Annotated in this window: 27 protein-coding genes; all 27 read left to right on the forward strand. The window is 53.9% G+C overall.

Annotated elements, in window-relative coordinates; all coding sequences use genetic code 11:
- Positions 1-58 precede the first annotated feature (58 nt).
- The gene (locus AB6V08_RS15155; protein WP_071283673.1) at positions 59-610 is read left to right on the forward strand and encodes a hypothetical protein; all 552 of its coding nucleotides are present in this window, start codon (positions 59-61) and stop codon (positions 608-610) included.
- Positions 604-1,545 (forward strand): hypothetical protein, encoded by a 942-nt coding sequence (locus AB6V08_RS15160; protein ID WP_368543668.1) that lies wholly within the window; start codon positions 604-606, stop codon positions 1,543-1,545. Before AB6V08_RS15155 ends, AB6V08_RS15160 begins: the two co-directional genes overlap by 7 nt.
- Positions 1,451-2,065, forward strand: coding sequence for a methyltransferase domain-containing protein (locus tag AB6V08_RS15165; protein ID WP_368543669.1), 615 nt, complete (start codon positions 1,451-1,453; stop codon positions 2,063-2,065). Before AB6V08_RS15160 ends, AB6V08_RS15165 begins: the two co-directional genes overlap by 95 nt.
- Positions 2,066-2,108: 43 nt before the next feature.
- Complete coding sequence (locus tag AB6V08_RS15170) at positions 2,109-2,429, forward strand: hypothetical protein (RefSeq protein WP_368543670.1); 321 nt, start codon at positions 2,109-2,111, stop codon at positions 2,427-2,429.
- Positions 2,407-2,937, forward strand: coding sequence for a lysozyme (locus tag AB6V08_RS15175; protein ID WP_368543671.1), 531 nt, complete (start codon positions 2,407-2,409; stop codon positions 2,935-2,937). The genes AB6V08_RS15170 and AB6V08_RS15175 overlap by 23 nt, the downstream gene beginning before the upstream one ends.
- On the forward strand, positions 2,934-3,485 hold the full coding sequence (locus AB6V08_RS15180) for a hypothetical protein (protein ID WP_368543672.1): 552 nt from the start codon (positions 2,934-2,936) through the stop codon (positions 3,483-3,485). The genes AB6V08_RS15175 and AB6V08_RS15180 overlap by 4 nt, the downstream gene beginning before the upstream one ends.
- Before the next feature lie 135 nt (positions 3,486-3,620).
- On the forward strand, positions 3,621-4,028 hold the full coding sequence (locus AB6V08_RS15185; protein WP_368543673.1) for a hypothetical protein: 408 nt from the start codon (positions 3,621-3,623) through the stop codon (positions 4,026-4,028).
- A 67-nt stretch (positions 4,029-4,095) separates the two neighbouring features.
- Positions 4,096-5,100, forward strand: a complete 1,005-nt coding sequence (locus tag AB6V08_RS15190) for a tyrosine-type recombinase/integrase (RefSeq protein WP_368543674.1) — start codon at positions 4,096-4,098, stop codon at positions 5,098-5,100.
- A gap of 244 nt (positions 5,101-5,344) precedes the next feature.
- Positions 5,345-5,947, forward strand: a complete 603-nt coding sequence (locus tag AB6V08_RS15195; RefSeq protein WP_368543675.1) for a hypothetical protein — start codon at positions 5,345-5,347, stop codon at positions 5,945-5,947.
- Positions 5,948-6,145: 198 nt separating this feature from the next.
- On the forward strand, positions 6,146-7,762 hold the full coding sequence (locus AB6V08_RS15200) for a TerL protein (protein WP_368543676.1): 1,617 nt from the start codon (positions 6,146-6,148) through the stop codon (positions 7,760-7,762).
- 1 nt (position 7,763) lies between these two features.
- Positions 7,764-9,233, forward strand: a complete 1,470-nt coding sequence (locus tag AB6V08_RS15205; RefSeq protein ID WP_368543677.1) for a DUF1073 domain-containing protein — start codon at positions 7,764-7,766, stop codon at positions 9,231-9,233.
- 70 nt (positions 9,234-9,303) lie between these two features.
- A complete protein-coding gene (locus tag AB6V08_RS15210; RefSeq protein ID WP_368543717.1) occupies positions 9,304-9,837 on the forward strand; it encodes a phage head morphogenesis protein in 534 nt (177 codons plus the stop codon).
- A 254-nt stretch (positions 9,838-10,091) separates the two neighbouring features.
- On the forward strand, positions 10,092-11,963 hold the full coding sequence (locus AB6V08_RS15215) for a DUF2213 domain-containing protein (protein ID WP_368543678.1): 1,872 nt from the start codon (positions 10,092-10,094) through the stop codon (positions 11,961-11,963).
- A gap of 11 nt (positions 11,964-11,974) precedes the next feature.
- Positions 11,975-12,478: a structural cement protein Gp24 gene (locus tag AB6V08_RS15220; protein WP_368543679.1), complete on the forward strand. Its 504-nt coding sequence runs from the start codon at positions 11,975-11,977 to the stop codon at positions 12,476-12,478.
- Between the two features lie 11 nt (positions 12,479-12,489).
- Entirely contained in the window at positions 12,490-13,437 is a 948-nt protein-coding gene (locus tag AB6V08_RS15225) for a DUF2184 domain-containing protein (RefSeq protein WP_368543680.1), read from the forward strand.
- 45 nt (positions 13,438-13,482) lie between these two features.
- A complete protein-coding gene (locus AB6V08_RS15230) occupies positions 13,483-13,956 on the forward strand; it encodes an STY1053 family phage-associated protein (protein ID WP_368543681.1) in 474 nt (157 codons plus the stop codon).
- Positions 13,928-14,338 carry a DUF4054 domain-containing protein gene (locus AB6V08_RS15235; RefSeq protein ID WP_059387058.1) on the forward strand — a complete coding sequence of 137 codons (411 nt, stop codon included), beginning with the start codon at positions 13,928-13,930 and terminating at the stop codon, positions 14,336-14,338. The genes AB6V08_RS15230 and AB6V08_RS15235 overlap by 29 nt, the downstream gene beginning before the upstream one ends.
- Positions 14,335-14,841 carry a hypothetical protein gene (locus AB6V08_RS15240; protein WP_023150226.1) on the forward strand — a complete coding sequence of 169 codons (507 nt, stop codon included), beginning with the start codon at positions 14,335-14,337 and terminating at the stop codon, positions 14,839-14,841. Before AB6V08_RS15235 ends, AB6V08_RS15240 begins: the two co-directional genes overlap by 4 nt.
- The gene (locus AB6V08_RS15245; protein WP_032666025.1) at positions 14,841-15,245 is read left to right on the forward strand and encodes a hypothetical protein; all 405 of its coding nucleotides are present in this window, start codon (positions 14,841-14,843) and stop codon (positions 15,243-15,245) included. The genes AB6V08_RS15240 and AB6V08_RS15245 overlap by 1 nt, the downstream gene beginning before the upstream one ends.
- A complete protein-coding gene (locus AB6V08_RS15250; protein ID WP_032666023.1) occupies positions 15,238-15,783 on the forward strand; it encodes a phage neck terminator protein in 546 nt (181 codons plus the stop codon). The genes AB6V08_RS15245 and AB6V08_RS15250 overlap by 8 nt, the downstream gene beginning before the upstream one ends.
- 3 nt (positions 15,784-15,786) lie before the next feature.
- Complete coding sequence (locus AB6V08_RS15255; protein ID WP_368543682.1) at positions 15,787-16,932, forward strand: DUF3383 family protein; 1,146 nt, start codon at positions 15,787-15,789, stop codon at positions 16,930-16,932.
- Between the two features lie 11 nt (positions 16,933-16,943).
- Entirely contained in the window at positions 16,944-17,384 is a 441-nt protein-coding gene (locus AB6V08_RS15260) for a DUF3277 family protein (protein WP_000257260.1), read from the forward strand.
- Between the two features lie 3 nt (positions 17,385-17,387).
- A complete protein-coding gene (locus tag AB6V08_RS15265) occupies positions 17,388-17,840 on the forward strand; it encodes a phage tail assembly chaperone (RefSeq protein ID WP_368543683.1) in 453 nt (150 codons plus the stop codon).
- A gap of 23 nt (positions 17,841-17,863) precedes the next feature.
- Positions 17,864-18,028 (forward strand): DUF6889 family protein, encoded by a 165-nt coding sequence (locus AB6V08_RS15270; protein ID WP_023229521.1) that lies wholly within the window; start codon positions 17,864-17,866, stop codon positions 18,026-18,028.
- The gene (locus AB6V08_RS15275; RefSeq protein WP_368543684.1) at positions 18,018-20,027 is read left to right on the forward strand and encodes a transglycosylase SLT domain-containing protein; all 2,010 of its coding nucleotides are present in this window, start codon (positions 18,018-18,020) and stop codon (positions 20,025-20,027) included. Before AB6V08_RS15270 ends, AB6V08_RS15275 begins: the two co-directional genes overlap by 11 nt.
- A complete protein-coding gene (locus tag AB6V08_RS15280) occupies positions 20,027-20,614 on the forward strand; it encodes a phage baseplate protein (protein ID WP_368543685.1) in 588 nt (195 codons plus the stop codon). The genes AB6V08_RS15275 and AB6V08_RS15280 overlap by 1 nt, the downstream gene beginning before the upstream one ends.
- A complete protein-coding gene (locus tag AB6V08_RS15285) occupies positions 20,614-20,916 on the forward strand; it encodes a phage baseplate plug family protein (protein ID WP_141114530.1) in 303 nt (100 codons plus the stop codon). Before AB6V08_RS15280 ends, AB6V08_RS15285 begins: the two co-directional genes overlap by 1 nt.

Genomic DNA, 20,916 nt, shown 5'->3' on the forward strand with positions numbered 1-20,916 from the left:
AAGCCGAAGATAAGCATCGGCAACCGTAACCAATTACTCCCGAACCAGGTCAACACGAATGAATACATTCATCATTTGTGCGTCCGGCCCGTCTCTCAATAAATCAGATTGCGAACTGATCTCCGGATCGGGGCTGCCGGTTATTGCTGTTAACTCCACCTGGCGAGCCGTGCCTGATTGTGAATACATTTACGCGGGTGATCTGCGCTGGTGGGATGCAAACATCGATGTTCTGCCGTCCTCAGCCTCTCGCTGGACCTGTAATTACCGGGCTCATAAACGCTATGGGCTAAATCTGTTTGATACAGATACCCGGTGGGCCTTCAACTCCGGGCAGCGCTCAATTCTGTTTGCTGCCAGCCAGGGGGCGAAAAACATCATCCTGTTAGGGTTTGACTGCTCCATTAATGGCGGTAGTCACTGGCATGGTGATCACGTTGGGCTGGATAACCCTACAGCAGAGAGTGTCACGCGATGGCGCGGGGAGTTTGCCAATACCGCCAGAGCGCTGACCGGCAAGGTGAATATCATCAATAGTAGCCGCCAGACAGCGCTAAAGTGCTTCCGGCGTCTCGGCCTCAATGAGGCTTTACGCGAGGTAGCATGTTAAACGTTCCTCTATTCATTGAAGGCATGCTGGGCATGGGTGACAACATCTACCAGCGCGCATTCGTTAAGCAGTTGCCCGCCGGTACTTATATCCGGACCGCCTGGCCCGAACTGTATGAAGATTTGCCTGTTCTGCCCGTTCGCAGTTTTACAACGCTCCGCACGCAGCGCAAAAACGAGTACCGGACGCAGGCCGCTTTTCACCTGCCGCCAAATATGCGCCAGACAAAACGGATTTTCTACGGTCCGGATCATCTACGGCGCGGTTCAATATTTGACGCGATGCGCCAGCAGTTTGGCACCGAGCCGTCAGAACTCGACTTGCCCTCTTACGGACCCGCTGAATTTACGTCTGAAAAGCCGATCGCGGTAATTCGTCCGGCTACTGTTCGCAGTGAATGGCGCAGTGACTCCCGTAATCCTGATCCGGATTACCTGTTGCAGGCATCCCGGCTACTGAGAAAGCATTTCTGTGTAATTAGCGTGGCTGACCTGCAGGAGGGGGAGGAGTGGACCGTCGGCGAACTTCCCGAAGCAGATCTGCGCATGCACTCCGGCCAGCTCAACTTCAAATCGCTGATGCGCCTGATTGAACATGCCGCCGTGGTGGTTACGCCGGTGGGCTGGGCGCTTCCTGCTGCTATTGCCTATAAAACCCCGGTGTACGTTGTCGCTGGTGGGCGAGGTGGTCACAACGCCCCGGAAATCGTAACCGATCCGGCGATGGACCTTTCTCGTGTTGGCTGGGCAATTCCCGACAATTACTGCCGCTGTGAAGCATGGAATCACCACTGCGACAAGCGGATTTCAAATTTCTCCGATAAATTCGAGGCCTGGCTCCATGAAGTCGTTTTATCAGGAACTGGAAAACGGGCTGGTATTTTTACCGGAGCTGGGGATCGGACGTTACCCGGTTCCGGCGTCACGCCCGTATGACGAGCAGTATTTTGCGAAGTATCAGCAGCTGGCCGACACCGAAACGGGCAGAGCTTTAACGCAATCCCGTATTGAGCTGGTGGATCGCCATTTTCACGGACCTGTTCTCGATGTTGGTATCGGTGCCGGTCAGTTCGTCTCTACCCGACCGGGAACGCTTGGGTATGACGTTAATCCGGCTGGTATCGCCTGGCTGAACGAGCGAGGCGCATTCGCTGACCTCTACGCCAATAAGTGGCGAGCACTGACGATGTGGGATGTGCTGGAACACATCGACGAGCCGGAGCTGGCAGTACAACAGGCCAGTGAATACGTGTTCGTGTCGATCCCGATTTTCACTGATGCAGGAGACATTCTCCGCTCCCATCATTTCAGAAAGAACGAGCACATCTGGTATTTCACTGATGAAGGTATCAGGCGCTGGTTTGCAGAGCAGGGCTTCACCTGCGCAGAGCAAAACACAATCGAATGCCTGTTAGGGCGTAAGGGCGTCGCTTCGTACGCTTTCCGCAGAATTTAATTTCCCATTTCATCACACAGCACCCCGAACCCGGAGGTGTGGAATGCAACGTATGAACCCAACAAATGGACACGACTTACCGTATTGGTGGTCGGCTGCTTTAGGGGTGTTCTCTTTGCTCAGCCTACAGGATTACGTATTTATTATCGGTGCCCTTGTATCGGCATTTTTCACGATAAAAACCTACTACGCAAAGCGCAAAGAAGAGCGTGAGCGCATGGCAGAGGAAAGGAAAAGAACCCAACTGCTGGCGAACTACTTATCAGATGTAGGTAAAAAACCACACTCCGATCGTCCGGCTACCGCCGAGGTGGTAACGGAGGCTATGCGGAGAATTTCTAGTGACACAGTTGAAACTGAGTAAGAAAAGTGGAGCTGCCGGAATTGTTTGCTCGGTAGCTACGATTATCGCAATAGTGCTCAACGCTGGGCATGTTCGGACCAATGAGCGCGGCCTTGAACTCATCGGCAACGCGGAATCATGTCGTCGAGATCCTTATATTTGCCCGGCTGGTGTGCTCACTGATGGCATGGGCAACACCCACGGGGTTAAACCCGGCACAGTTAAAAATGACCAGCAGATCGCGGCGGAATGGGAAAAAAATATCCTCGATGCTGAATCCTGTGTTAACCGGTATGCCAACGGCAGAAATCTGTCTGATGATACTTTCAGCGCTGTAGTATCGGTCACGTTCCGTGCTGGGTGCGGCAATATGCGGAGCTCGACAATGTTCTCCCTGTTCCGAAAAGGTGACCTTAAGGCGGCGTGCTACCAATTTCCTCGCTGGGTTTACGGTGGCGGCCGGGTTCTTCCTGGGTTGGTTACTCGCGCAGGTAAAGAGGAAGCTCTCTGTCTGGACGGTCTGAAATGATCACTATAGCCGATATCAAAGCCTCATGGCGCCTGATACTGCTGGTGGCCGTCATTGCAGTAGTCGCCGTGCTGTGTGTCCTGCTGGCAAACAGCCGATCTGACGTAGCTACGCTGAAGAGTGATAACGGCGTTCTGCGCAGTGACAACGCCCTGCAGGGGACGGTTATCGCTGCTCAGGCTTTCAACTTCAACCGGTTTAACCAGGTTGCCGAAAACGCCAGCCGACTAAACTCGCTGATTGATGCCAGCTCCGATAAAACCGTTATCGAGTATCGGGAGAGCCTCCGCCGTGAAAAAACCTGTGATTTGCCTGTTCCTGCTGATGTCGCTAGTGGGCTGCTCAGCTACGCGGACAGTTTACGTGCCAGCGCAATGCACGCCGATCCCGGGGACGCTGACGCAGTCGGTAATAGCGCCACTACCACCAGCGCGCTGACGTATTGCCAGGCTGTTCTCTGGATCAAGCCGCTGCTGGCCGCTATCGAAAAAGCGAATAACCAGCTGGCTGGGATACGTGAAATAGAGAAAACCAGAGCCTCGCAATAGCGGGGCTTTTTTCTGCGCCTCGTACGCGCATTTCAGAGAGTCTTTCAGTAGTGAGCCTGAGGAGCATCGTTAAAGGTGGCGACCTCTCTCGGGCGTTGCTCCTGTACGACAGGCTCACACCTTAAAGGAAACGCAATGATGAAAAAAATAACAGTCACCGTATCGGGACTTTCTTCATTTCAAATGGAAGTGGATTATCGCCCAGAAAAAAGTGAATTAGGTAATATTCTACGCGCTCTTTCATGTGCCTCATATCTTGCTTCAAAAGAGGCGGTTAAAAACGGCGAGGAAATACCCGTGGATATACTTCGTGAAACTGAATTACCCCTTCATGTAACAGATTGTGAGCCTGCCGATACCGGGGGGACCGTTTATGAGGCAGTTTTTGAACTGAATGATGGTAAAAAAATCCTCGGCTATTCGGATCAAGACCAACCGAAGGCGAACGGAGATTATTACCACTGTGCAGCTACCAAAGGTCTGAAAGGGCGGGTTATCGTGGTGGCTAAATATGTCACTAATTTCCGTTTTACTCCTCTATAAAGCTGATATTACAGGAGCCCTTTACTGAGGGGCTTCGATAATGTTTTTTGATTGAGGATTGTTCAGCATGGCTTCGATAAAAGAATCCATTAATGCCAATGGACAATCAAAATATTACGTCCACTGGAAGGATGATAAATCCGGTCATGGACGCCGCCGCATTTTTAAGAATATTGATGATGCCGCACATCTTTTCTGGCAAAAACAGAATATCGAGCTGGATTGTCGAACTGCCAGCTGGACCGGAATAGACCATTCCTGGACTTTCCGAAAATTAATTCTGTTTTATCTGGGGTATCAGGCCGGCAAGCTGGAAAAAAATATCATTCGGTTGTCGTCATATACGAAATGCCGTCACGATCTACTCGCTGTAGACGGGCCGATACTGGAAAAAAATATTCTCCATATCAGCCATCGCGATATCGTTGATTCGGTTCGCACCGGCTGCCATCGCTGGGTTCGTTCGGCTTTCTTCCTGCTGGTGGAAAAGCGGCTCATCACTTTTAACCCTGTTGACCGTCCCGCTCGCCGGAAGCGTCGACCCATCACCATACCGCCATCATCATCGGTCAGGGAGCTACTGAATAACGCGCCAGTTCGTGAGCGTATCGCGTGCTGGCTCGGGATTTGTGGCCTGCGCATCGGTGAGGCTCTGGCGGTTACTTATAACGACGTGTCAGCCGACTGGATCGACATCCGGGGGCATGTTGTTGATGGCGTTATACATGAGGGGCTGAAAAGAGGCGTGGAGCGCCGGGTAAGGATGCCGCGTGAGCTTTTCGCGTTGCTGGATAAAAGTAAACTCGGTACCTCTGAGCCTCTTATCTGCAACCAGTTTACCGGCGCATGCCTCGCTACAAGCTACGGCACTCAGGGCGTTCTCGTCAGAACCCTGAACGACTATGGCATTAAACGATTCCATCATCTTCGCCACTTTGCTGTATCTCGCTTGGCAAACAAAGGCGTCGATATTCTGAAGGTTTCCCGACTTATTGGGCATTCGAACATCAAAACCACAATGGACGTTTACGGTCACCTGTTCGGTGAAGTGGTGGAGATGGATTTGGACTGAGTTATCCACATAGTGGAAATATTAGGGCGATCCACTATCTCCCCATTCTGCGCGGCCTCCGGGCATCAAATCGCAGTTTTTACGGAAAATCGATAACTCCGCATTTTTTGACGTTTTTAATTCCGCACTTAAACCCAGCAGGCTTGCGGCCCCGGAGCAGATTTTTTCTCAGAATTATTCCGCACGCAAAATGCGAAAAAATAATTTTGAACAAAATATAAACAACTCGATTTCAGGTAAGCGTATGGCCCGCAAAAATAGCTTTAAGAAGGCCTACGTCGGTATCGTTATTGATATGGCTCTGGCCCGTAACAAGATCTCAAACCGTATGGTTGCCCAGCGACTGGAAATTGACGAGGCGACTATCCGCAACTGGCGCAAGGAACATGCCGACTTTAATCGTGCCTTTACCGAGGCTCGCGAAGTTCTGATGGAAAAGATTAACAACGTTGCAGGTAAAAGCCTGGACGTTCGGAAGCGAAAGATTGTCACCAAATCCTCTGATGGACTGAAAACAACCGTCGAGGATGTTTTGCCAACGCACAATGATGTTGCGGTGTTTGCCAAAGCTCTTGGACTCGGCCGCAGTGTTTATGGGGAAGAGGACCGTCAGCGTGATGTGCTTCGTGAGGTAATGAAGCACAAGGTAGATGGTAAATACACCGCACTGCAGGCGGCGCAGCTGCTTGAGGCTGAGGGGATAAAGGTTCCGGCAACCCTGCTTATGGAGCTGGGAGCACCGAAAATTTTCGAATCGTTCACCAATATGGACGAGGCAGCCAAAGCCGACGCGGCGAACATGACCCCGCAGGAAGCAGCAGATATCTACAAAAAATACTTGGGCTGAAAATTGCAAAAACAGGCGTTTCGAACCGTAAAAACGCTATGCAATTTTTGACCCGTTTTATGCACGTTTTATTCATCCTGATTTGACCACTTTTCTGTTCAAAACAGAGGCTTCACGCCGTTTGCGTGATGGGTGCTGTTGCGCCAGTGCGGGTAACGACCATTATGTTAAATCGGGGCTTTTTTGAGGAATTTTTCTGTGCCGATCCCGTTCCCCTTTGACTTCCGCAAACCGGACTATACCGCCGTGTTTGAGTGGAGAATGGAGAGGCTGGAGCGGATCAGGAAAGCGCCTGAAATGCTTCCGGCACTCCGTGAGTTTTACCGCACTAACCCGGCCCAGTTCATCATCGACTGGGGCATGACGACGGACCCTCGTAACCTCGATTATGGCCTGCCTGCCACCATCCCGTTCTTGCTGTTCCCCCGCCAGGAGGAATGGATTCACTGGATCATGGACAGGCGCGCCAATCTTGAGCATGGATTGACAGAAAAAAGCCGCGAAATGGGGCTTAGCTGGACCTCTATCGGTCTGGCCTGTTCGCTTTGCCTGTTCAATAAAGAAATGGTGATCGGGTTTGGTTCCCGTAAAGAGGAATATGTCGACAGTACCGGCGACCCGAAAGCACTGTTCTGGAAAGCGCGTAAGTTTGTCGAGCTGCTGCCAGTTGAGTTTCGCGGTTCATGGAATGACAAAAAACATGCGCCTTACATGCGCGTGGAGTTTCCGGAAACGGGCGCGGTCATTAAGGGTGAGGCAGGCGATAACATTGGCCGTGGTGACCGTACCACGCTTTATTTCGTAGATGAGTCGGCATTCCTGATGCGGCCATTACTTATCGATGCTGCGCTTTCTCAGACGACCCGCTGTCGTATTGACCTCTCATCTGTGAACGGCATGAATAACCCGTTTGCCCGTAAGCGGCATAGCGGAAATATTCCGGTGTTTACGTTCCACTGGAGCAGCGACCCGCGCAAAGATAAAGAATGGTACCGCAACGAATGTCTGAAAATTGATGATCCGGTTATCGTTGCTCAGGAACTGGATCTGAACTACAGCGCATCTACAGAGGGGATTCTCATTCCTTCTGAATGGGTGCGGGCTGCCGTCGACGCACATACCAAACTGGGTATTCAGCCCAGCGGCCAGCGCCTCGGCGCAATGGATATCGCAGACGAGGGGAAAGACAAAAACGGCTTTTCTTGCCGCTATGGCTTCCTTCTGCAGAATGTTCACGAATGGTCTGGCAGTGGCAGCGACATCTACGCCTCTGTAGTTAAATCGTTTGGGTATTGTGACGATTACGGTCTGGATGAGTTCCGTTTCGATGAGGACGGTCTGGGCGCCGGTGCGCGTGGCGATGCTCGCGTGATAAACGAGCTCAGGCAGGCTGAAGGCCGGGGAACAATCACAGCTACGCCTTTCCGTGGTAGCGGTAGCGTATTCGATCCGGAAGATGAAGCCGTTCCTGGTGATAACGGTAAAGCGGCGCGCCTGAATAAAGACTTCTTCGCGAACGCGAAAGCACAGAGCTGGTGGCATCTTCGCAAGCTGTTTCGTAACACTTTCCGCGCGCTGAACGGGATGGACTACAACCCCGACGAAATCATTTCTATAAGCAGCGAGATAGAAAATATTGACCGCCTGCTGATGGAGCTTTCACAGCCTACGTGGTCGAAAAACGCCGTCGGTAAAATCCTCGTGGATAAACAGCCGGAAGGTACAAAATCGCCGAACCTCGCCGACGCCGTAATGATTAACTACGCGCCGATGGATTCCTCTCTTGATAATTGGGCCAAACTGGCCGGAGCGTGACATGTCCCGTAAGAAACGCCAGAACGGCGCACAAAAGCCCGTTGCGACAGCTGACGGGTACAACAATTTCACGGCCAAACTTGGCAGCGATACCAGAAACATACAGACGGGCGGAATGTATATGCCCGGGTACATCAGCCGTAACAGGGTGATGCTGGAGTTTGCGTATCGTTCATCGTTCCTCGTTGGTGCCGGTGTAGACGCGATGGCAGATGATATGACCCGCAAGGGGATTAACATCAGCTCAAAGCTGAAACCCGGACAAAAGGGCAAGCTCGAAACCTTCTGGGATGAGCTCGCTATATGGGATGGTCTTAACGATAACCTCAAATGGTCACGATTGTACGGTGGCGCGGTGCTGGTGGTCCTGCTTGAAGGGCAGGATATGTCCTCCCCGCTGAAACTGGATCGCATCAAAGAGGGGCAGTTTAAGGGCGTGATGAGCCTTGACCGCTGGATGGTTAACCCGAGCTATTACGATCTCGTTACCGATTACGGTCCCGATTTTGGGAAACCAAAATATTACAAGGTAATTACGAACCAGCAGGGGATTCCCCCCTGGAAGATCCACCATAGCCGCGTTATCCGCATGGAGGGCGATACGCTTCCTTTCCAGCAGGCCCAGACGGAAAACGGCTGGGGGATGTCTGTTGTGGAGCGTATTTTCGAGCGTATCGAGGCGTTTGATACTGCGACGGTCGGCACCACACAGCTGATCCACAAAGCGCATCTGCGGACATACAGCATTGCTGAACTTCGAAAAATACTTGCTGCAGGCGGCGACCTCGAAAAAGCACTGATGAAGCACATGGACATGATCCGACAGTTTCAGACCATCGAAGGTATGACCATCATGGACGCTGCGGACAAGTTCGAAACGCACAGCTACACGTTCGCTGGTATCGCTGATGTTCTTCTGCGCTTTGCTGAGCAGGTTTCTGGCGCGACGGGAATTCCTCTCGTCCGTCTGTTTGGGCAGTCCCCTGCAGGTTTCAACACTGGCGACGGCGATCTGGAAAACTACTACAGCCGGGTTAACTCGCTGCAGGAGAGACGCTTACGGCGACATATCCGCTGGCTGCTCGATATCTCCTGGCGCTCTCTGTTCGGTGAACCACTGCCTGACGATTTTACATTCGAGTTTAACAAGCTCTGGGAGATGTCAGACGTGGATCGTGCAGCGATGGCGAACAATGTGGTTACCGCACTCGGTACCGCCGTTCGTGAGCTCGGGATGACGCATGCAGCAGCGCTTAACGACCTCAGGAACATTTCTGATGTGATTGGCATCGGTGGTTCTATCACTGACGAGGACATAGAAGATGCGAAGGCCCAGTGGGAGGAGGATGAACCTGAAACCATCCCTCCGCCGCCGTTCGGAGATCCAGTATCGAAAAAGCCTGTTGGCGATAGCAAACCAGATAGGGCAGATCGTCGATGGTACCTACGATGGTTCACAGGCCAGCGCTGACAGCATTTCGAAAACGCTGGTGGACTATTCCGAGGTAATCAGCGACTGGGCAGAGCAGGTCGGGCGAAGGATGTTTGTCCAGGTCGAGCAGGAGGAATGGAATCAGTGGAAATCGGTAGCAGAGGAAATCGGCGCTGGCCTGCGCGATGTGGTGGGTAATACCCCCGTCGGGCAGGTGGCGCAGGATATCGTGTACCGCCAGATTCAACTGATGAAGTCCCTGCCGCTAGAAGCAGCCGATCGCGTGATGGACATACAACAGCGCGCAATGCAGGCGGTTATCACTGGCGAACGTCCGGACGAGCTCTACGAGATGATCATGGCCTCCGGTGACGTGGCCGCCAGCAGGGCGAAGCTGATTGCCCGTACAGAGATTGGACGAGCTACCGGCGCGCTGACGCAAGCCAGAGCCCTTTCGGTTGGATCAGAGGGCTACTGGTGGCGTATCGAGGGAGCCGGAACGCGCGATTCTCACCGCAAGATGAAAGATAAATTTGTGCGCTGGGATAACCCGCCGACGCTGGACGGTATGACCGGACACGCCGGATGTTTGCCGAACTGCCAATGCTGGCCTGAAGTACAGATTCCTGCACCGAGAAAATGAAAAATACGGCTTTGAGCAATCATTTCATGCGAACTGCAATACCCGCGAAATGTTATGAAAATGTTGTATTCGGAAAGACCGATTTTCAGCCCAGTTAATCGTTACTTTTACGGCTTTAAGGGGACATTTTAATCGAGTTCATTTTCGTAGGTGCGGGTAAGAACCCTTATGTTAAATAGCCTGTTATTTCGAACATTTTTCCTATCTCACAAGGTCGCCACTGGGCGGCCTTTTTGTCTGACGGAGACCGTTAAATGATACGTATTAATTTCGGCGATGCGGACAAATGGATAACCGTACACCCCAACGGAAGAGACAGCACAGGAGCTCCTGTTTTGGTTGGCAGCGGCGGGGAAATAAAAGGAGGGATGGGAGGGAAATTCAACGGCCAAAAAATCGACGAGATTAACAAATCCCAAAAAACTGAATCTGGGAATTCTTCCCCTACTAACTCTTTTGAAAGACGTCTGGACCACGGCGAGCTTTCCATCCCCAACCGAACAAAAAACATTAACCGCGACCTTGATCGCTATAAAGCGGAACAAACCAAACAGCAGCGGCGCGACCTTGATGATCGAAAATTTCTTCATGAGGAATCGCAGCGGAAAAAAGCCCAAACCCTTAATCAGGGAATGAGTGAGGTAGACAAAAAATCCTTTCATAAAGAGCTTACTGAACGTCTGACAAAAAAAATCATCGCAGCGGAAGGTTTAAGCAAAGGAACTGCACGGGAGCAAGCCAGGGTTGAGGTTGACCGGCTGTTCAAAAACAAGCCCGAAGCGATTCTTGCTGCGTGGAGGAAGCAACAGGAAGCATCAACTAAGACAGGAGATATCGACACAGTGCAGCACACGATGCGCTATTTCTTCACTACACGCCTGGGCGAAACTCGCTATCTGCAGGCGGACGGCTCTCTACTGTGTAAAGACGTGCCGATCGCTCGCACAGGGACGCAGGTCTATCTACCTGAGGAAATCGACCTCGAACCGGATGGCACCGGTACGGTGACAGTCTGGCGAACAGAAGACGAGGTGTTTTCCCCGGAGACGATGGCGAGCTTTGAGGGCGTCGCCGTCACGCTGGGGCATCCAGAGGACAGCCAGGGCAACATTGTTTTCGTAAACCCTTCTAACTTCGCGGAACTGGCGCACGGACACATTCAGAACGTCCGGCGCGGCACCGGTGATAAATCGGATCTGCTCATTGCTGATGTGCTGATTAAACGCCAGGAAGCAATCGACGCGGTGAATTCTGGCCTGACCGATGTCAGCTGTGGCTATGACGCGCAGTACAAGCAGCTGGCACCTGGCAAAGGCAAGCAATACCAAATCACAGGTAACCACCTCGCTGTCGGCATCGACCGGGGGCGTGCTGGTGGACGCTGTGCAATCGGGGATTCCATCCCATCAACAACAAAGGAGAAGCCTGTAATGTCATGGCTTAAAAAACTGGCTCAGGCCATTAAGACGAAAGATGAGGATGCGCTGGCAAAACTCATCGACGAAGCGCCGGATATGCCGTCTGATGGCATGCCTTCAATCCCCGGTTCCTCTATCACCATCAACATTCCTTCACAGGCCACAGCCTTACCTGAAGGCAATCGCACCACTACGGACGAAGGCGATCCGAACAAAGACAAAACCGGCACCGGCGATGAAGAAATTCCGGCCTGGGCGAAAGCGCTGCTGGCTCGTCTGGAAAAGCTGGAGGGTAAAACCACCGACGTCGATCCGGACCCGGGCAACATGACCACCGACGAAGACGAAGAAGAAAACCGCAAAGTGACGGCTGATGCAGCCTTTAAGCGCAACCTGATCGCCGATGCGGAAATTATCTGCCCTGGCTTCCAGCCTGCTGGCGATAAGAGCCTGAAGCGTCAGGTGCTGAGTCATGCAATGCGCACCGGTGACAGCCTGAAATCGTTCGGAGTGGATGATTTCTATAAAGCGCCTAAGGCTACGGTCGACGCGGTGTTTACTGCCGCCGTGGCGCTGCATAAGGCAAAAAATCAGCTGATCCCGTTGAACAACTTTTCACGCACCACGGACAGCGCGATCAGCACTAAACACCTTTCCCCGGCAGAACTGAACAAGGTCAACGCCGAATTCTGGGCAAAAAATAAATAAGGTAAATCATCATGGCAGGTACTGCATATTTAACGCGCATGCCCCTGGGCATTGCCGGGGGCGTTACCCGTCCTCGTGATCTCACCATCGAGCCGGTAAACCTGGACCATTCGAACCTGTTTGCGTCCTACGGGCTGCCAGGTAAATACGTGAACGATAAATTCGTTCCGCTGGAGTCCGGCGACACCATCAGCAAAGTGAAAGGGATTCTGGTTCGTCCGTTCCCGATTACCTCCGCTCTTGATCTGGCTTACATCGGTGTGACCGCTAATCAGGTCGGCGACAACCTTAAACGCGGTTATATCTGCGTGATGGCGACTGCCGGCAACGCGACGACCGCGAAGAAAGGCGATCCGGTTTACGTTCGCGTCGCTGGTGGCACCACCCAAAGTCCGGTTGGTTCCTTTGTGTTATCTCCGGACTCCACCGCATCAAATACACCTCAGCTGCCAAATGCAGAGGTCATGGGGCCGGGTGAAGCCGACGGCAGTATTGAAATCGCGTATAACATCTGAGGGAATAATTAATGTTTACTTTTGACAGAGCGACCATCGACTCCACCGGCGCGTTTCTCATCGGCGAACTGGAGCGCATGGATCAGACGCTGAACATGCCTCTGGTTTCTTACAAATGGTCACGCGACATGCCGCTGCGCAGCGACGTTTCTATCGCTGATGAAGTGTCATCCTTCACGAATACCAATTTCGTCGGTGTTGGAGGTCCCAACCCTAACGGTAAAAACTGGATCGGTAAAAAGGCCACCGCCATACCTGGTATCGAACTCGACATTCAGCCTACCCGTAACAATCTCACCCTGTGGGGACAGGAAATCAGCTGGACGGTGCCGGAACTGATTTCTGCCCAGAAACTGGGACGCCCGGTTGATGTCCAGAAATACGAAGGCATGAAGCTGAAATGGAACATGGACACCGACGAACAGGTTTATATCGGTGATGGCGAGCTCGGCGTTGCTGGTCTGCTGAACCTGCCGGATGTTACTCCTGTTGCTGCCGCTGCAGCGTGGACCGCAACCACCGATCCGGATGTGATTGTTCAGGATATCAACCTAGTGCTGTCTGATGGCTGGGTTCGTTCTGGTTATGCGGTCTGCCCGGCGAAAATCGGCCTGGCTCCGGAGCTGTTCGGCCTGCTGGCGAGCAAAAAGGTTTCCTCTGCAGGGAATATCTCCGTGCTGGAATACGTGAAGATTAACACCATCGCGTTTCAGGAAAACGGCACACCACTGGAGATCGTCTCCATAAAGTGGGCCTCCAAGCGTGGCGCTGGTGGCGCGCATCGTATCGTTGCTTACACCCAGGACGAAAAATACGTTCGCTTCCCAATGGTTCCTCTGCTGAACACGCCGCTGGAGTATCGCGGCCTGCAGCAGTTGACCACTTACTACGGCAAGCTGGGCCAGGTGGAAACCCCGTATTCCAATACGATCTCTTATCTGGACGTTCCGGCGTCTTAACCTGAAACAGGCGGGGAAACCCGCCTTTTTTTATGGAGCAAAAACATGAAATACGTTGTTTCCGGTGGCGCGACTCTCAGCTTTGCCGACGGTTCTAAATTTGAGCTGTCTCAGGGCATCCACGACAGTTCCTCTTTCCCGAAAGAAGTTAAGGACCACTGGGCCTTTAAAGCCTATGCGCGCCCGATTGACGAAGCCGACCTGGCGAACGAGCAGAGCAATGAAGACCTTTCCGCGAGCCTTGTTCTTCTGGCAGAAGAAAATAACACCCTGAAAGCGCAGCTGGCTGAGCATGAAAAAACCATCACCGCGCTGGGGAATGAAAACACAGACCTGAAAGCGCAGCTGGCTGAGCATGAAAAAACCATCACCGCGCTGGGGAATGAAAACACAGACCTGAAAGCGCAGCTGGCAGCCGCTCAGGCACCAGCAGGCGGTAAACCTGCCGACAGCACGGACAAAACCGATAACACCGGCGGGGACGCGAAAAATGCCAAAAAACAGCAGGCTTCCGACTAACGAGCAGTTCCGCACCGACTTTCCCGAGTTTGCCGATACAACCCGCTACCCTGACCCCTCAGTGAATTTCTATCTGGGGCAGGCCGATTCGCTTCTGAATCAGGACGTACAGGGCGATCAGTTCGTCTACCTGGCCGAACTATTCACGGCTCACTATACGGAGCTGCGCGGCCGCACGCTGGCCGCCGCTGCCGCTGGTGGTGTGAACAGCAATGGCGCAGCAGGTGTCGTGTCCTCTAAATCAGTGGACAAGGTTTCAGTGAGCTATGACGTGTCCGGGGTAATCAATCCGGATGCCGGTTTCTGGAACAGCACCGCCTACGGGCGCGAGTTCTACTGGTGGTGGTCGATGTTCGGCGCTGGTGGCAGGCAGCTGCTATGAAAAGCGGGTTAACGGTTCGTGCTGATAACGCCGTGGCTGTTCTGGAATCCCTCCGGCAGCTATCCGGAATGGATGTGCTGGTGGGAATACCTGAGGACAAGGCAGGGCGTGAAGATGGCTCCCCGATTAATAACGCGGAACTGGGCTACCTCCACTCGACGGGCGCAACGGTAGAAATCGACGGTACGACGGTCACGCTTCCCCCGCGTCCTTTTCTGGATATGGGGATCGAGGATTCAAAACCCCGAACCACTGCGCACCTGAAGGCAGCGGCAACCGCCGCGCTGGAGGGGCAGACTGAAGCAGCAGTGCGTGAGCTGGAAAGCGCCGGACAGATTGCTCGTGATGCTGCAAAAGCTGTTATCGGTGCTGGCGACCGACTGCACCCGCTTTCTGAGAAAACCCTCGAACGCAGACGCGCCGAAGGCATTCCCGGCGACAAGCCGCTGTATGCCCACGGTTACCTGCTGCGCTCAATTAACTACGTCGTGAGGAAAAAATAATGCCTCTTCTCGATGTGAGCGATGTTCTTCTCGATCCCGACTTCATGGACACCAGTCTGGTGTGTCACCGGCAGGTTCAGACGGTGGATGAGGACAATTTCACGAAAAACACCGCTCAGGATATTCCATTCTCTGGCGTGGTGACGGTTGACCGTTCCCTGGAAGCCAGGCGAATGGAAGCAGGCCAGAACATAAGCGGCGCGATCCTCATCGTGACGCAGTTCAGATTAACCCAGGGCCAGCCCGGTTCAGACAGCTCCCCACGACTTGATGCAGATATCGTGACCTATAGCGGACGCGACTATCGCGTGACGTTCGTCGACCCGTACACCCGTTACGGTGCCGGATTCGTCCAGGCACATTGTGAGCTGGTGGACTTTAACGGAGGGACGCCAGTTGAGTAACGACAGCACCGCGCGCGGTTATCTGACGCCTGTCGGGGATCTCCCCCAATACGACGAGGCGCTGGAGCGTGAAATCAGCCGGTGGATTCGTGGTGTTTCTGGCCTGCCGGCTGCGCTTGTTTTCCCCCGATGGACTGACCCGCAGCCGCAGATCCCCAACAACGGGGTGACGTGGTGCGCCTTCGGTATCACTACTGTTCCCCAGCCGTTAAGTCAGTCCGATGTTCAGGTTTCGGAAGAACAGTCCGAGCAATGGACATGGGAGCAGGTCACGGTGATTTGCTGCTTTTACGGCCCTCTGGGGGCCAACATTGCATCAACTTTCCGCGCGGGGATATTCGTCGAGCAGAACAACGCCGAGCTGAACCGCTCGGGGCTTTCGCTGGTGGATGCCGGGACTATCTACAACCTGCCAGAGCTCATTAACAACCAGTGGGTGAGGCGATACGACCTTACCATTACGCTTTCTCGCAAAAACATTCGTACCTATAACGTCCGGACGCTGCAAGATGCGCCCGTCTCATTTTTCGGAGACTAAATTATGCCGCAGGGATTACCTGTATCAAACGTCGTCAATGTCGACGTGATCATTGGGCCGCGTGCGGCTACTGGTCGAAACTTTGGTTCGCTGCTCATTCTCGGGAGCTCAACGGTTATCCCTGTTACTGAGCGTATTCGCCTTTACTCATCCCCCGAAGATATCGGCACAGATTTCGGTGTTGATAGCCCGGAATATGAAGCCGCTACGGTGTATTTCTCGCAATCACCGAAGCCTCAGCAGGTATATGTCGGCCGCTGGGCGAAAACGCTGGCATCGGCTGAAAGCGGTTCGACGGAAACGCTGCTGCAGGCCGTGAACGCCGTACTGAATTACACGAACTGGTATGGCCTGGCCGTAGCAGACGATGAAGACATCGACGATGCCGACTGGCTGAGTGTGGCCGCAGCGATCGAGGCTTCCAGTCTCAGCCGCATTCTGGCGATTACCACTGCAGACCCGGCCTCAGTTGATGCGACATCAACAACCGATCTGGCTTACAAGCTGAAAGCTGCAAAATACGCTCGCACGTTTGTGCAGTATTCCACCAGCAGCAAGTACGCCGCGCTGTCAGCGTTTGGCCGCGCGTTTACCGTGAATTTCAACGGCAGCAACACCACCATTACCCTGAAGTTCAAACAGGAGCCGGGGATCACCTATGAAACCCTGACCACCAATCAGGCGGCGGCGCTGGATGCCAAAAACTGTAACGTCTACGTGTATTACGAAAACGATACGGCAATCCTGCAGCAGGGCGTCATGTCCAGCGGCGATTTCTTCGATGAGCGCCACGGGCTCGACTGGCTGCAGAACTACGTTCAGACCAACCTGTATAACCTGCTCTACACCAGCACAACCAAAGTCCCACAGACTGATGCGGGTGTTACGCGCCTCCTTTCTAACGTTGAGAAATCAATGGATCAGTCTGTCACGAACGGGCTGGTGGCTGCTGGCGTATGGAACGGAGGCCCGATTGGGCAGCTGGATTCCGGCGACACGCTGACAAAAGGCTATTACGTCTACGCGCAGCCGATTTCCGAGCAGGCGCAGGCAGACCGTGAAGCACGTAAGGCACCAGTTATTCAGGTGGCCTGTAAGCTGGCGGGTGCGGTTCATTTCGCTGATGTGCAGATCAACGTCGTTCGCTAAGGAGAACATGAATGGCTACTTATTCTTTTATGGACGTCACGGCGTCCCTCTCCGGTCCGACCGGCGAGATTGATCTGGGCTACGGTTCCGCCAGTTCAGAGGAGGGGATCACCGTTGCAATGGGCGGCCCCAAAAATACCATGACCATCGGCGCTGACGGCGAAGTGATGCACAGCCTGCACGCGGATAAAAGCGGCACGGTAACCGTCAACCTGCTGAAGACCTCACCGACAAACAAAAAGCTGTCGCTGGCGTACAACGCGCAGAGTCAGTCCTCAGGCACCTGGGGAAACAACGTCATTGTGATCCGAAACAAGGTGAGCGGAGACATCATCACGGCGCGCAGCGTGGCGTTCCAGAAACAGCCGGATAACGCCAACGCTAAAGCGGGTAATACGATGCCCTGGGTATTTGACTGCGGCAAAATCGACCAGGTTCTCGGAGAGTTTTAACAGATGGAATGCTCAATCAAAGGCCACGATTACCGCGTGGCAAAACTCAGCGTTTTTGACCAGCTGAAAGTGACCCGTAAGTTGCTGCCGGTGCTGGCGGGCATGATGTCAGATTTCGGGAGCATTCGCTCCCTATTGCCAGCTGATGGCAAAATCGACACCGTGAAATTCGATCAGCTGAAACCGGTGTTTGAAACCCTGCTCCCACGTATCGCTGAGGAACTGTCTTCCCTGACCGAAGAAGACACCAACGCGATTATTCATCCTTGCCTGGCCGTAGTGTCACGTAAACACATGAACGGATGGACACCGGTATTCAACAGCGGTCAGCTGATGTTCGATGATATCGACCTGCTAACCATGCTGCAGCTGGTGGCGCGGGTGGTCGCCGATTCGCTGGGAAATTTTTTGCCCGTGAGCCCTACCAGCCCGACGCCGGGCCAGCCTCAGGGTTAACCCTCAACAGCCTGCCAGATGGGCTGTCTTATCTCCTTGACCCGGTTGATGCCGGGTTAATCCCTTATTACGCGCTGAAGGATGGATCAGTCGATCTGTGCGATATCGCGCTGATGAATGACCACCTGGCCGTTAAGGCTGACAACCAGCGCCGTATAGAGAAATGGAGAGAGGATAATGAACGCTGAGACTATTAAAGATTTCCTTGTCTCGCTCGGTTTCGATATCGACGAAGCAGGCGCGGAAAAGTTCGATTCAGTCCTGGCAGGCACGACCGCAAACGCCATCAAAATGGGGCTGGCCGTCGAAGGTGCCGCGCTTACCGTGGTGGCCTTTACGGCTAAGATCGCCTCCGGGCTCGATAACCTCTACTGGGCGTCACAGCGCACCGGCGCGACGGTTCAGGGGATTCAGTCTATTGGCTATGCGGTTTCGCAGGTGGGCGGCAGCGTGGACGCGGCGCGCTCCTCTCTGGAAAGCCTCTCCCGGTTTGTTCGTAACAATCCCGGCGCGGAAGGCTTCCTGAATCGGCTGGGCGTACAGACCCGTGACGCCAGCGGTAACATGCGCGACATGGCCGCTATCTTTACTGGCGTCGGCCAGAAGCTCAGCAGCATGCCGTATTACCGGGCTAACCAATATGCGCAGATGCTGGGGATTGACGAAAACACCCTCATGGCGATGCGCCGGGGTGTAGGCGGTTTCTCCGGGCAGTACAGCGCAATGGCGAAGGCTATCGGCTTCAATGCTGACGAGGCGGCCAGAAGCTCCAACAAATTCATGACCTCCCTGCGCGAGTTCGGCGCGATGGCAGGCATGGCCCGTGACAAAATCGGCTCTAATCTTGCTGGTGGCCTGGCGGGTTCGCTGGACACGCTGCGCCGCCACATCCTCGATAACTTCCCGCGCATCGAGCAGACCCTGACGAAAGCCATAAAAGGCATTCTGGCGCTCGGGGATATTATCGGGCGGCTATTCTTCCGGCTTATTGAGGGGACATCCAGCCTTATCAACTGGTGGCAATCGCTGGATAAGCAAACGCGGGAGCTGATCTCGCTGTTTGGCGCACTGACTATTGCGCTGCGCATTCTGAATAGCACGTTCTGGATGTCGCCTATTGGCCTCATTACAGCGCTGGCGGCGGGGATTGCCCTTCTGTGGGAGGACTATCAGACCTGGAAGGAGGGCGGTGACAGCCTTATCAACTGGGGCAAGTGGAAACCGGAAGTCGACGCCGCGCTGAAGATGGTTCGTGACCTTAAAACGACCGTTAACGACCTGGCGAAAGCGCTGGCGAAGCTGCTCAATATTGACCCCAAATCATGGTCCCTGAAGTGGGATTTCAGCAACTTCATCGACCAGATGGGCGAGTTCAGCAAAATGCTGAATATGATCGCCGACCTGCTCAACGCCATTAAAGATGGCCGCTGGGCTGATGCCGCCAGCATCGGCAAACAGATGCTCAATCAGGGCAGCGAAAATCCGTCAGCGATGCCGATGGTTACTGACAGCGCCAACGGTACCGCCGACTGGATTAAAGAGCACTGGGGATTCGATCCTCGCAGCGTGGGCCAAACGGTGCGCGGCTGGTTTGGTGATGATGAAGCTGAACAGCTCGGCCAGTCAGTCAAGCGGCCACAGCCAACCAAAGCGGGTTCTGAACTGCTGGGTTGGATGCAGCCGATGCTAACCAACCTGGAGCAGCTCTATCGGCTTCCGGAAGGTTTGCTGCGCAGTGTGGCAATCACGGAATCGGGCGGTAATCAGTTCGCTGTTTCAGGCGCTGGCGCTAAAGGCCTGTTTCAGTTTATGGACGGCACGGCGCGCGACATGGGGCTGCGCGGGAATGATGTTTTCGACCCGGAGAAGGCGGCGCAGGCAGCCGCAAAGTATCTCTCACAGCTGCTGAAGGCGAACGGCGGTGACCTGAGCAAGGCGCTGGCCTCATACAACTGGGGGATCGGGAACGTGCAGAAGCACGGGATGGCCCTTATGCCTCAGGAAACCCGCAATTACATTCCGAAGGTGTTAAGCAACATGCCCGCGCCCGGGGCTCAGGTGCAGCAACAAAACACCTATCACATCTACGGTGGTGGTGACCCGCGTTCTGTCGGTACCGAGGTCGAGCGTCGGCAGCAGTCGGCAAACGCCCAGGTCATGCGCGGTAATCAAACGAAGGTGGGCTAATGGATATTCTCTCAACTCTCTTTCAACAGCAGACCCGAAAAATAGGGATGATTGTCCCCAGCGTGGTTGTTTCTGAGAAGCACACTGACACGCTGGAGATAACCGAGCACCCTGTCGAGGTTGGGGCTGCGATCGCCGACCATGCCTACAAAAAACCGTCTGAAGTGGTGATGGAGGTCGGTTTCGCTGGTGGCGGATCGTTGCTGGATTTTGCCAGTAACCTGACGGCTACCAGCCTGCTCGGGCTGAGCCCACAGCAGACGTATCAGGAGATACTCGACCTGCAGGCGAGCCGTATCCCTTTCGATGTGGTAACTGGCAAACGGCTGTACAGCAACATGCTAATCCGCGCGCTGGAAGTGACGACAGACAAGACAACCGAAAACGTCCTGTCTGCCGTCCTCACTCTGAGGGAGGTTCTTATCTCACAGACTCAGCAGATCACCGTCGCGGATAAAACCCACATGAAGGACGGTGCCAGCACGTCGGCGGTACTGAATACCGGCAACAAAACCACAAAACCGCCAAATACCTCGCTGCTGAAAAGCATCACGGGTAGCGCGGCGTCATTACTGGGGCTCGGCTAATGGCAATTCAGGAAATCCCGCTGACAGCGGATAACCAGCAATTCAGCATCATCCTGGCAGGTACCACCTGGCGGATTAGTATCACCTGGCGCGATCTGTACTGGATTTTGGATCTGCAGAACGACAGAGGGGAGCCGGTTATCTCCGGTATTCCTCTCGTCACGGGCGCTGACCTGCTGGCGCAGTACGCCTATATGGGGCTCGGCTTTAAGCTGGTGGTGGTCTGTGACGACAGCACACAGGATTATCCGACTAAAACCGACCTGGGCGGTCGCAGTCATTTACTGGTATCAACGGAGTAA

Origin of the sequence: Enterobacter soli (assembly GCF_964208575.1) — a bacterium.
Taxonomy (GTDB): domain Bacteria; phylum Pseudomonadota; class Gammaproteobacteria; order Enterobacterales; family Enterobacteriaceae; genus Enterobacter; species Enterobacter soli_A.

Bases quoted from the DNA above. Each gene is read 5' to 3' on its own strand.
- AB6V08_RS15155 (WP_071283673.1), top strand. From the start codon at position 59: ATGAATACATTCATCATTTGTGCGTCCGGCCCGTCTCTCAATAAATCA.
- AB6V08_RS15160 (WP_368543668.1), top strand. From the start codon at position 604: ATGTTAAACGTTCCTCTATTCATTGAAGGCATGCTGGGCATGGGTGAC.
- AB6V08_RS15165 (WP_368543669.1), top strand. From the start codon at position 1,451: ATGAAGTCGTTTTATCAGGAACTGGAAAACGGGCTGGTATTTTTACCG.
- AB6V08_RS15170 (WP_368543670.1), top strand. From the start codon at position 2,109: ATGCAACGTATGAACCCAACAAATGGACACGACTTACCGTATTGGTGG.
- AB6V08_RS15180 (WP_368543672.1), top strand. From the start codon at position 2,934: ATGATCACTATAGCCGATATCAAAGCCTCATGGCGCCTGATACTGCTG.
- AB6V08_RS15185 (WP_368543673.1), top strand. From the start codon at position 3,621: ATGATGAAAAAAATAACAGTCACCGTATCGGGACTTTCTTCATTTCAA.
- AB6V08_RS15190 (WP_368543674.1), top strand. From the start codon at position 4,096: ATGGCTTCGATAAAAGAATCCATTAATGCCAATGGACAATCAAAATAT.
- AB6V08_RS15195 (WP_368543675.1), top strand. From the start codon at position 5,345: ATGGCCCGCAAAAATAGCTTTAAGAAGGCCTACGTCGGTATCGTTATT.
- AB6V08_RS15205 (WP_368543677.1), top strand. From the start codon at position 7,764: ATGTCCCGTAAGAAACGCCAGAACGGCGCACAAAAGCCCGTTGCGACA.
- AB6V08_RS15210 (WP_368543717.1), top strand. From the start codon at position 9,304: ATGTTTGTCCAGGTCGAGCAGGAGGAATGGAATCAGTGGAAATCGGTA.
- AB6V08_RS15215 (WP_368543678.1), top strand. From the start codon at position 10,092: ATGATACGTATTAATTTCGGCGATGCGGACAAATGGATAACCGTACAC.
- AB6V08_RS15220 (WP_368543679.1), top strand. From the start codon at position 11,975: ATGGCAGGTACTGCATATTTAACGCGCATGCCCCTGGGCATTGCCGGG.
- AB6V08_RS15225 (WP_368543680.1), top strand. From the start codon at position 12,490: ATGTTTACTTTTGACAGAGCGACCATCGACTCCACCGGCGCGTTTCTC.
- AB6V08_RS15230 (WP_368543681.1), top strand. From the start codon at position 13,483: ATGAAATACGTTGTTTCCGGTGGCGCGACTCTCAGCTTTGCCGACGGT.
- AB6V08_RS15235 (WP_059387058.1), top strand. From the start codon at position 13,928: ATGCCAAAAAACAGCAGGCTTCCGACTAACGAGCAGTTCCGCACCGAC.
- AB6V08_RS15240 (WP_023150226.1), top strand. From the start codon at position 14,335: ATGAAAAGCGGGTTAACGGTTCGTGCTGATAACGCCGTGGCTGTTCTG.
- AB6V08_RS15245 (WP_032666025.1), top strand. From the start codon at position 14,841: ATGCCTCTTCTCGATGTGAGCGATGTTCTTCTCGATCCCGACTTCATG.
- AB6V08_RS15255 (WP_368543682.1), top strand. From the start codon at position 15,787: ATGCCGCAGGGATTACCTGTATCAAACGTCGTCAATGTCGACGTGATC.
- AB6V08_RS15260 (WP_000257260.1), top strand. From the start codon at position 16,944: ATGGCTACTTATTCTTTTATGGACGTCACGGCGTCCCTCTCCGGTCCG.
- AB6V08_RS15265 (WP_368543683.1), top strand. From the start codon at position 17,388: ATGGAATGCTCAATCAAAGGCCACGATTACCGCGTGGCAAAACTCAGC.
- AB6V08_RS15275 (WP_368543684.1), top strand. From the start codon at position 18,018: ATGAACGCTGAGACTATTAAAGATTTCCTTGTCTCGCTCGGTTTCGAT.
- AB6V08_RS15280 (WP_368543685.1), top strand. From the start codon at position 20,027: ATGGATATTCTCTCAACTCTCTTTCAACAGCAGACCCGAAAAATAGGG.
- AB6V08_RS15285 (WP_141114530.1), top strand. From the start codon at position 20,614: ATGGCAATTCAGGAAATCCCGCTGACAGCGGATAACCAGCAATTCAGC.